Genomic DNA, 10,144 nt, shown 5'->3' on the forward strand with positions numbered 1-10,144 from the left:
CCGCCGACGGCGTTGTGGCGGCTGCCGCCGCGAAAGAGCTGGAAACGCTGGTTGAAAGCCGCGGGTTTGATCTGGTGCTGATCGGGCCGGGGCTGGGGTGCTGTCCGGAAACGGCTGAATGCGTGCGCGGGTTCCTGAAAGGCTGCAATCTGCCCTCCGTTATTGACGCGGACGCGCTCAACGCCATTTCGCGCAGCCCCAAGCCGGAGAATTTTTTCGGCGGGACGGGGCCGGCCCGTATCCTCACGCCGCATATCGGCGAAGCGGAACGGCTCCTGAAAATTGACAGGGAAACGCTTAAAATTTTCCGGGAACAGTCCGCGCTGAAACTGGCGGATCTGGCGAACGGGGTAGGCGTTCTCAAGGATTTTGAAACAGCCATAGGCTCCGTGCAGGGCGCAGTCGCGCCACGCCGGGCCGCGCTTAACGTTTCAGGATCCTGCGAGCTGTCAAAAGGCGGTACCGGAGATGTGCTGGCGGGCATGGTGGCCGGGCTCTGGGCGCAATCAGGCAAGCTTAACGGTTTTACTCCCGAAACCGCGTTCGAATCGGCTTGCGCGGCGGTGTATCTGCATGGCGAGTGCGGAACGCTTGCCCGCCGCGAGATGACCGAATATTGCCTGCTGGCGGGCGAGCTGGCGGACTGGCTGCCCAAGGCGATACGCAAAACGCTGGTTGGCGAGTGACGCTGTTGTTTTAAGAGGGTGGCCTGCTGAAATATGCGGGCCGCCTCTTTTTATAAATTCCGCACAAGAAACCCACACGAAATTGCGCTTAACTCTCAATTTTGATTAACTCGTAAATCATTCCAACGTCCGACAGACCGCAATCACGCGGAGGAATGAAGCGCGCAGGCCCGCCCGCGGCAGCCGGTATGGGCGGCGGAAAACCTTTCACGGCGTAAGCCGGGGGGCAGTGACGGTAAAATTTTATTTTTTCTTTTCGCGCCGGGGCGGGATGTATTTTTTGTCAGGGTCCACGGGCGCGGCGAAGCGGCTGTTCCAGCTTGTGTCAAACATATCCTCCATCACCGAGGCGACCTCCGCGCCGGCAAGAATGATTGCGGCGTTGCGCGCCTGATAGAAATAGCTGCGTTCCCAGTTTGACGTGCTGATGAAGGAAATTTTTCCGTCTGCCGTGAAGTATTTGCAGTGTTCCACGCGCGCGAATTCCACGAACTCTTTTGAATACTGGCTTATCGCGGAAACTTTTACGCTGATGTTGGGCGTTTTGGCAAGCGTTTTGATTCTGGCGGCGGCATCGCCCGACATTGTCCAGTCCGCCACGATCAGCCGGATTTTCACGCCGCGCCCGGCGGCTCCCGCGAGCGCGTCGGTAAGCTCGGTCCACTGTTCTTTAGTTCCGTACGTTCTGGTTTTGAATGACATGACCTGGATTTTAATGTATTTTTCCGCTTTGTTTATGCCGTTGAGCAGTTCCGTGATTTCGCAATCCAGACCGTTCGGGTTAAGGCTTTGCGGGCCGAATGCGGGATAGACCTCGATTTGCTCGTCCGAGCCGGGCCAGACGAACCGGACCGGGTGAGCCCGGTTCACAGGATTTTTCGCCGCAGGCAGCCGTGAAGGAACGGCCGGGTTCTGTGCCAGCTGCCAGTCGAGGTTGAACACGTCCGTGAAATTGGCGGCTATTTCGGGAATTCTCAGCCGTACGCCCACTTCGTGGATCTGCTCCAGCGAGCGCCAGTCGAAGTTCTGGCTGCCGGCATACAGTTCTTTGCCGTCCACGACAAAATACTTGGCGTGCATTACGCCGCCGTTTATTTTATTGTAATCCACCGTGCGCAGCTGTATGCCCGGCACTTTTTTCAGCTCGTCGGGCGTGTCGGGCATTTTCCTGTAAAACACCGAGTCAACAAGTATCCGCACCTTCACGCCGCGCGCCGCGGCTGCTTTAAGCGCCGAGATGACGGTTTCCATGGCTGTGCCGGGCCGGCTGATTATATAGAACACGCCGATATCAATGCTGTCCTGCGCGGAATTGATCATTTCCAGCCACACCTGCGGCGCGCGCGCGGTCAGCGCCGACCCGTAATCGGTTTCCAGCGGCACGCTTTCTGTGATGACGGCGGCTGAGGTGAACAGGCTTTTATCGCCGTCCGCCCGCGCGGTTCGGGCCGCGCACAGGACCAGCGCGGCGGACAGCAGGATTATCAGTTTTTTCATAGGCGGTTTTTACCTGACGGGCTGACCCGGCGAAAATAATATTATATCCTTTACATGATGATAGATTTTACGGGTGGAAAACGCAAGGCCGAAGCGGACATCCTGTCCGGTATTTACCGGGCTGCGGCCAAAGGCAGAAAGCGGGAGGTGCTGCTGGGGCCGGGCGACGACTGCGCGGTTATTCGCGCGCTGAAGGAGCCGCTCGTCATTACCGTGGACGAAATGTGCGAGGGCACTCATTTTATCAACCCGCTCGCGCATCCCGCGCGCATCGCGGCGAAGCTGGTTGCCATGAACGTGAGCGATCTGGCGGCCATGGGCGCGGTGTCTCCGGTGTTCGCGCTTTGCACGCTGGCCATGCCCAGGGGCACGCCGGGCGCGTGGACGGGCCGGTTTACCGGCGCGCTCATCCGAGAATGCGCGCGCTATGAAATGCAGCTTGCGGGCGGCAATCTCGCCCGTGCTGAAAAATTCCATTTTTCCCTTATAGCCGCCGGCGCGCTGAACGCGCCGGCGGTGCGGCGTACTGGCGCCCGGCCCGGAGATCTCATATGCGCGGTCGGCCGCGCCGGCGACGCGCACGCCGGGCTCGATATCCTTTTGGGCAAAACGCCCGTCCGCGGGTTTGCTTCCCTGTATGATTATTTCTGGCGGCCGCAGCCGCAGCTTGAGGCGGGCCGGCTAATCGGTCTGCACGGGCTTGCGACCGCCATGATGGATAATTCGGACGGGCTGTACAGCAGCGTCCGCACGCTGGCGCGCGACAGCGGGTGCGGCGCCGCCATCAAATTGCCGGAATCGGCTGGCAGTCCTGTTTTAAAGCGTTACTGCCGTTTGTATAATAAAGAATGGCGGCAATATGCGCTTTACGGCGGCGAGGATTACGGACTGGTGTTTACCGTTCCGCCCGCCCGCTTGAAACAGCTGCGACGGCTGTTGCCGGGCGCTTACCCGATCGGAGTGATGACGCGCGGAAAAAGGATACTGTGTGATATTGTGGAAGAAGAAGGATTCGAGCATTTTTAAATCCCGGTCGGAAGAGGATACCCGGCGGCTGGCGGCGTTTCTGGCGGAACTGCTGTCCGGCGGAGAAGTGATTTTTCTGCGCGGCCCGATAGGCGCCGGCAAAACCACGTTCGTGAAAGGCGTGGCGGAAGCGCTGGGAATGCCGGCCAGCCCGGTGAGCGCGAGCTTCTCGCTTTTGAAACAGTACCGCAACGGCGCCATGACGGTTTACCATATTGACCTGTTTCGTCTGAAATCGGCCGATATGGCCAATCTGGGCTTTGAGGAAATGCTGGAGAATGAAAAAGCCGTCATACTGGCCGAATGGCCCGATCCCATAGCCGATATGCTGCCCCGTGACAGGCTGGAAATATCGTTTGAACTGCTTAAAGGCGACGGCCGGCGCATAGCGGCGGAGTCGCACGGCGAGGTAAGCGGGCGGCTGCTTGATTCGCTGAAAAATTCTTTTGAGTAAGGTTCCCATGCCCGGAAACAGTGACAGCGGAAAAGCCGTGCTTGCCATAGATAGTTCAAACGCGCCTTTGCGGCTTGCGCTGGTTTGCGCGGGTCGGGTGCTGCGTGCGTCGCGCGCGGGTGTCAAGCAGGAGGAATATCTCTTTCCGGCGGTACTGGCGCTGCTGGGAAAAGCCGGGCTGAGGCTGCGCGATATCAGCCGCGTGTGCGTGTTGCGCGGGCCGGGCCGGTTTACTGGCCTGCGGATCGGGCTGACGTTTGCGGCGATGCTGCGCGAACTGAACGGAGCGTCGGTGCGTGCCGGCACGGTTTTCATGGCGCTGGCTTATCAGACGGCGCGGTCCGCAAGCTATTTGAAATGGAAAACCCTTCATGACGGCGGCAAAATCTGCGTAGTGCTGCATGCGTTCCGGAGCGAGTATTTCTGCCAGTTTATTAACGCGGACGGAACCCGCCTGAGCGCGTGTGGCGAGCCGCGCTGGCTCAACAGGGCGGAGCTGCTGGATTTCCTTGCCGGCGCGCAGTTTCCTTTTTACTGCGTGGGCCGTGCGGAATGTGGCGCCGCGCTCGGCACGGTGCTGCCGCGGGGCTATGCGCTCGCGCCGGAGAAGGACTGCCGGCTTGATCCCGCCGCGCTGGCGGAGTTCGCGGCTGGTCTGCCGGAAGCGGAAACGCCGGTCAGCCCGCTGTATCTCAAACCCGCGCGGTTTGAGCTGGCGGCACCCGGTTTATGACGGGCGCGGGTGTGACGGTTTGCCCTGCCCTGCCGGAAGATGTGCCGGGCATAACCGCGCTTGACCGCGCGGTCGTATTCGCCGGGCACTGGAGCGAACACGGATACCGGGAGCTTCTTGATAACAGGCTGGGCGTGCTGCTGAAGGCCGAACTGGACGGTGTGCTGGCCGGTTTTCTGGCCGGCCGCATTATTCCGCCTGAAGCGGAGCTGGACAATATTGCCGTGCCGGATTTTCTGCGGCGGCGCGGAGCGGGCCGCGCCCTGCTGGCTGAATTCATCAAGCAGGCACAGAAAGCCGGCTGCTCGGCGATTTTTCTGGAAGTGAATGAGCGCAACTCCGGCGCGCTCGAGTTTTATGGCCGGACTGGTTTCCGGTCAGTCGGACGCCGGCCGAAATTTTACTCCGGTATTGACGACGCGATCCTGATGAGGTGCGAGTGTGAATAAATTTTTGCGGATATTGCTGACCGCGGCGTGTGTTGCGGTGGCATGCCAGCGCCGCGCTTTGTGCGCAGCGGCTGACGAGCCGGAACTGATGCATGCTGCCAAGGGCGCGGAAATAGCGGTTTCCGCTCCGGCGCCGGTAGCGCCGGACGCCTATGCGCTGTATGTGGACGGCGTGCTCAAAGAAAGCGAAGGGAAGTACGGCGACGCGCTCGCGCTTTACGAGCAGGCCCTTGCGCTGGATCCCAAGGCTACGGAAGTGTATCGCGACGCGATCAAAGCCGCCATGCGCACCGGTAAAATGGATGTCGCGCAGCGCTGCATGACGGAGCTTTTAAAGCTCCAGCCCGACAATGCCGGCAATCTTGCACTTTCCGGCATGGTGAACTGGGGGCAGGGCCGCATTCCGGAAGCTGTTGCCGATTATGAAAAGGCGCTCTCGCTGGAGCCGGACAATAGCGACGCGCTTTACCAGCTGTCGCTGCTTGTGCGCGATTCCGAGCCGAAGCGTTCGCTTGAGTATCTTGTGAAATACTCCGAGCTTAACGACCAGGACAGGCCGCGTGTCTATTATGAAATAGCGGTGCTCAAACTGCGCCAGAATGACACCGCAGGCGCGGAGGAATATTTTAAAAAAGCGGCGGCCCTGAGCCCTGATTTTCTGCAGCCGCGCTACGCGCTCGGGCAGCTGTATGAAGTGCGCAACGCCACCGCCGCCGCGATTGCCGTTTATAAAGAGGTGCTCAAGGCTGATCCGAAGAACGATAAACTGAATGTCAGGGTAGGCGAGCTGTATCTGGCTCTGGACAAGGTGCCGGAGGCGGAAGCCTGTTTCCGGCGCGGCGTGGAAATTGATTCCGCCAATCCCACGGCCAATTACTGGCTTGCCGCTATCGCCGAGGAGCGCAAGGATTACGCGGCGGCGGCCGAATTTCTGCATAATTCGTCCGAATATGAGAAAACGCCTTCGCTGGCGCTGCGGCGCAGCCTTTATCTGACCCAGAATCATCAGGTGCGGGAAGCGGTGAACGTGCTGAATGACGCCTACGGGAAATGGCCGGAAGTTTCGGATATAGGGTATTTTTATGCGCTCGGGCTGACGGATCAAAAGCAGTATGAGAAGGCGTTTGAGGTGCTGGCCGGAATCTGTAAAAGGGAACCGGACAATCTTGACGCGCTTGTCCAGCTCGGCGTAACGGCCGAGCGGCTGAACCGGATGGATGTGATGGAACAGTCATTTGACGCCGTGCTTTCAACCCGGCCGCAGAACCCGATGGTGCTCAATTATTACGGTTATGCGCTGGCGGACCGGGGCCTTAAGCTCGGGCAGGCGCAGGAGTACGTGGAGAAAGCGCTCGCGCTGGAACCGGACAACGGAGCCTATCAGGACTCGCTTGGCTGGATCCAGTTCAAACGCGGTCAGTATCCGCAGGCGCTGGCCAGTATCCTCAAGGCGGCGCGCAACAGCCCCTACGACGCGGAAATCTGGGCGCATATGGGCGCGGTGTACAGCGTGCTCGGTTCTTCGGGCCCGGCCTGGCTGTCGTACCGGACGGCGTATGTGCTGGAGCCGGCTTTGCCGGATCTTCAGCGGAAAGCGCAGGACGAACTTGACCGCATCCCGAAACCGGAGCGAGGCGGCCTGTATCTGAAATATCTGGCGCAGACGCAAGGCGGCTACGAGAAATATTCCGCGCTCTGCAACGTGACGCTGGAAACCGGCGGATCCGGCGCGCAGTTTAAGGGGATTGTTGATTATGAGCCCGGCACGGGTGTTACGTTCAGCCTGACGGGGCCGATGTTTACGCCGGTATGGAAAGCGGAGATTTCTTCGGCCGGCGCGTTCCGTCACGATATGGCGGAAACCATGGGCGTTGAAAGCGAAAAGCTGGACGCGATCGCGCGCGGCATGATGAGGATTTTAAGCGATTATTACGGCGGCGCCATGTTTAGGGCGGCAGCCGGCAGGGGGGCGGAGTTCTCGTCCGGCTGGGGCGGTGTTTCCGTCGAAACCGGGGACTATGTGCTTGGTTTTTCCAAGCAGGGCGACACGCTCGACTCGGTGAAGTTTTCCGACGGAGGGGAAATTTCGCTGCTGCTTGGGGACTATGGCCGGTTCGGTTTGCATATGGTGCCTAAATATTTAGAGTTCAGGCGGTTCGGTTTCAAGGTGCGGGTCAGCGTCGTCAAGGATAATCCGTCTTTTTCGGATAATGGCGGCATTATTCCTAAATAACGTCTGGTTTGCCGTGCCGCCCGACCGGGTGGAATTTTTTCGCGGGTAATAAAATTGCATGGCAATTGCGTGCCGGGCAGGATTTTTTGTGATTATGCGCGGCGATCCGGTGAAAAGCGGCGGCAGGTCCGCGGCTGTTCGGGGGTGCGGGTTTGTTTTTTTTGTTGTTATAAAGAACGGCCCCGGCCTTTAAGGCCGGGGCCGTTCTTTAAAAACCTTGCGGTTTAAAGAGGCCGGATGTTAGCGGCTTTCGGGCCTTTGTCAGAAGAGGATTTTTCAAATTCGACTTCCTGTCCTTCTTCGAGGGATTTGTAGCCGTCACCCTGGATCTCGGAGAAATGCGCGAATAAATCCTGTGAACCGTCGTCAGGGGTGATGAACCCGTATCCTTTCTGATTGTTAAACCACTTTACTTTTCCTTTCATATTAATTGAGTCCTTTGAACCTTGTTCTTTAATTTTCAGGCCTTGCGGCCTTCCGGGAAGCTTCCGCTTCCTTGGATATATTATAGCATAAAAAAGCCCCGGCATTACAACCGGGGCTTTTTGCAAAGAAGATTCCGGGTTTACAGGGGTCTGATTCCGGCGGCCTTGGGGCCTTTGTCGGAAGCGGATTTTTCAAATTCGACTTCCTGACCTTCTTCGAGGGATTTATAGCCGTCGCCCTGGATCTCCGAGAAATGGGCGAACAAATCCTGCGAACCGTCGTCAGGAGTAATGAACCCGTATCCTTTCTGGTTGTTAAACCATTTTACTTTTCCTTTCATATTAATAACTACCTCTTCTATTTCAGTTAACAGACCCTTGGTCCGTTTGTGGAAAAATTATTGCATCCACATAAAAATGATATCAGTTTGCGCAAAAAAAAGCAAGTGCCGCCTGTCAGGAAAAATGCAGCGCGGTGAAAACGGAGAGGCCAAGCACCAGAAACTGCCCGTCCACAAGGGTTTCCGCGTGGATGGTTTTCGGTATCCGGTTGAAATAATACGCGCCGAAACAAAACAGCGTATACATGTTTCCAGCCAGCAGCGCCCACGCCAGCGTGCTGTGGTTTTCGTGCAGGGTCAGCGCCAGCAGCAGCCCGGTCACGCAAAGGGCGAGGGTCAAAAGAATATTTTTTGTCAGCTTGTCCCCGAACGCTTTGTACAGGTGTTCCTTTCCTATTATAAGGTCTGTTTTCACGGAGCTTATGCCCAGCATGACCGAACGCATGAATACCACAAGCGCGGCGTAAAGCGCGGCGAACAATTCGGCTTTTGAAAACGGAATCTCGTAAAACAAGGCGGGAATGACCACTGTCACCGCCGCCCAGCCCAAGGCGGTCGCAATGTCTTTTGAGCCGGGCAGTTCGTCCTCGCCTTTGCTGGCGAAGTGCCGGAAGGGATACAAAAGCCCCAGCAATGAAACCGTCAGCATTACCGCAAAAACTTTCCAGCCCAGCAGGGCGGCGGCAATAAGCGCGAGCGCACCCGCCACGAACCCTGCGGAAAGCATAAGTTTGCGGTGGGTGCCGTAAAGCAGCATCTTGATGTTGTCCGACGATCCGACTCCTTTTTCTGCTGCCCGGTTGACGATATGCATGCTCAGGACGTACAGGCCCGTCATCCACAGCAGCAGCGGATTAAGCGTCAGGTTCTGAATGCCGGCGCAGGCGTATTCCAGCGCCACTGCCGACAAGGCGGTGTACGCGCAGGAGTAAATGATTATCCGCCACGCCTGTTCCAGCCGGTCGCGGCTGGTTTGCCCCAGTGTCCGGCGCATGTCGCGCGCGCGGGAAAGCACCCGGTCGGTCATCCAGCTGGGGGTGGACGCGCCTGCGGTTATGCCAATGCGGGTCGCCTTCCTGATAAGTTCGGCAGTCAGCTCATCTTCCGATTCCACATGCACCGCGTTCGGGCACAGCCGCGCGCAGATTTCCGCCAGCCGGGCGGTGTTGGCGCTGTGTTTTCCGCCGACAACGACCATCAGGTCAACGCTTTTTGAAAGTTCGACTATTTCCCGCTGCCTGTCCTTTGTGGGCTGGCAGATGGTGTTTGAAATTACGCAGTCGCCGGATCGCGCGCGGATTTTTTCCGCCGCGGACAGGAAAACGCTTTCTTCCTTCGTGGTCTGCGAAACGACATTGACTCTTTCAAATTCCGGCAGCGCAGCCGCCTCTTCCGGCCCGGAAACAACCACGCCGCGCCCTTTGGCGTAGCCTAAAAGACCGGTCACTTCGGCGTGTCCGGCATCGCCCACGATAACGGTGTCGTATCCTTTATCCGCGTATTCGGCTATCACGCGGTGCACGCGTTTGACGAGCGGACAGGTGGCGTCAACAACTTCCATCCCGAAGGCGCGCACTTCAGCCTCGAATGCCGGCGTAATGCCGTGCGCGCGCAGCACTATCACGCCCGACCGGCTGGTTATTTCGGAAAGCGATTCTATGGAGCGGATGTTTTTTTCCTCAAGCGTCGCTATGACCTGCCTGTTATGGATGAGCGGGCCCAGCGTATAAATGGGATTGCGGCCTTTCTGGGCCAGCTCCAGCACGCAGTCTATCGCTTTTTTCACTCCGGGACAGAAGCCGGCGGTTTTGGCAAGTGTCACGCCGAGGTCTTTTGGAGTCATATCATCAGCTCCGGCATATTATATTGAGATCGGGCAGATCTGATATATTTTAGTAAATTCCGGTTAGATTTTATTGCTCCCGGATTAAACTTTGTTTTGACAGCTGAAACAGTTTAATTGTGTGCTATAATATCCAAGGCGTGGGGTAGCAGCCGCTGACGGCAGCGGGCTTGCATATTGATTCGGTTGTTGAAAAAAGTATTTTCCGTATCAAAAAAACGATTCGGACAGCCGGAATTTTATTCGGACGGGGACCGACAAGCGGAGATTTTATGCCTACAGTTCTTATAGTTGACGATGCCTTGTTTATGCGGAAGGTGCTTGGCGACATATATAGTGGTCGGGTTTGTCTAGACCAATATCAGGCTCTTGCTAAGGTGATAAAATTCATCCTACATGCTTCGCTTCTTTTTTCCGTCCGCGCCGCTTCGCCGAAATATACTTCAGCCGGTTTCCT

Annotated in this window: 11 protein-coding genes; 7 read left to right on the forward strand and 4 right to left on the reverse strand. The window is 57.6% G+C overall.

Going from position 1 to position 10,144, the window contains the following annotated elements; all coding sequences use genetic code 11:
• Positions 1-686: NAD(P)H-hydrate dehydratase (locus PHW69_08410; GenBank protein ID MDD4005208.1), on the forward strand; the 686-nt coding region annotated here is incomplete at its 5' end.
• A gap of 243 nt (positions 687-929) precedes the next feature.
• Here PHW69_08410 and PHW69_08415 read toward each other — a convergent pair.
• Positions 930-2,183 carry a phospholipase D-like domain-containing protein gene (locus tag PHW69_08415; GenBank protein MDD4005209.1) on the reverse strand — a complete coding sequence of 418 codons (1,254 nt, stop codon included), beginning with the start codon at positions 2,181-2,183 and terminating at the stop codon, positions 930-932.
• A gap of 54 nt (positions 2,184-2,237) precedes the next feature.
• On the opposite strand from PHW69_08415, the gene thiL reads away from it, so the two are divergent.
• Genes thiL through PHW69_08440 form a run of 5 tightly spaced genes read left to right on the forward strand, consistent with a single transcriptional unit; the run spans position 2,238 to position 7,078 of the window.
• Positions 2,238-3,209 carry a thiamine-phosphate kinase gene (gene thiL / locus PHW69_08420; protein MDD4005210.1) on the forward strand — a complete coding sequence of 324 codons (972 nt, stop codon included), beginning with the start codon at positions 2,238-2,240 and terminating at the stop codon, positions 3,207-3,209.
• Positions 3,172-3,663, forward strand: coding sequence for a tRNA (adenosine(37)-N6)-threonylcarbamoyltransferase complex ATPase subunit type 1 TsaE (tsaE, locus tag PHW69_08425; protein ID MDD4005211.1), 492 nt, complete (start codon positions 3,172-3,174; stop codon positions 3,661-3,663). Before thiL ends, tsaE begins: the two co-directional genes overlap by 38 nt.
• Before the next feature lie 7 nt (positions 3,664-3,670).
• On the forward strand, positions 3,671-4,396 hold the full coding sequence (gene tsaB / locus PHW69_08430; protein MDD4005212.1) for a tRNA (adenosine(37)-N6)-threonylcarbamoyltransferase complex dimerization subunit type 1 TsaB: 726 nt from the start codon (positions 3,671-3,673) through the stop codon (positions 4,394-4,396).
• On the forward strand, positions 4,393-4,845 hold the full coding sequence (locus PHW69_08435; GenBank protein MDD4005213.1) for a GNAT family N-acetyltransferase: 453 nt from the start codon (positions 4,393-4,395) through the stop codon (positions 4,843-4,845). Before tsaB ends, PHW69_08435 begins: the two co-directional genes overlap by 4 nt.
• The gene (locus PHW69_08440) at positions 4,838-7,078 is read left to right on the forward strand and encodes a tetratricopeptide repeat protein (protein MDD4005214.1); all 2,241 of its coding nucleotides are present in this window, start codon (positions 4,838-4,840) and stop codon (positions 7,076-7,078) included. The genes PHW69_08435 and PHW69_08440 overlap by 8 nt, the downstream gene beginning before the upstream one ends.
• Before the next feature lie 224 nt (positions 7,079-7,302).
• On the opposite strand, the gene PHW69_08445 is transcribed toward PHW69_08440, so the two are convergent.
• From PHW69_08445 to ispH, 3 genes are all read right to left on the reverse strand, one after another.
• Positions 7,303-7,503, reverse strand: coding sequence for a cold-shock protein (locus PHW69_08445; protein ID MDD4005215.1), 201 nt, complete (start codon positions 7,501-7,503; stop codon positions 7,303-7,305).
• A 140-nt stretch (positions 7,504-7,643) separates the two neighbouring features.
• A complete protein-coding gene (locus PHW69_08450; protein MDD4005216.1) occupies positions 7,644-7,844 on the reverse strand; it encodes a cold-shock protein in 201 nt (66 codons plus the stop codon).
• A 115-nt stretch (positions 7,845-7,959) separates the two neighbouring features.
• On the reverse strand, positions 7,960-9,687 hold the full coding sequence (gene ispH / locus PHW69_08455) for a 4-hydroxy-3-methylbut-2-enyl diphosphate reductase (protein MDD4005217.1): 1,728 nt from the start codon (positions 9,685-9,687) through the stop codon (positions 7,960-7,962).
• A gap of 272 nt (positions 9,688-9,959) precedes the next feature.
• Between ispH and PHW69_08460 the strand changes: the two genes are divergently transcribed.
• Positions 9,960-10,144: hypothetical protein (locus PHW69_08460; protein ID MDD4005218.1), on the forward strand; the 185-nt coding region annotated here is incomplete at its 3' end.

It is taken from the genome of Elusimicrobiaceae bacterium, assembly GCA_028700325.1.
GTDB lineage: Bacteria > Elusimicrobiota > Elusimicrobia > Elusimicrobiales > Elusimicrobiaceae > JAQVSV01.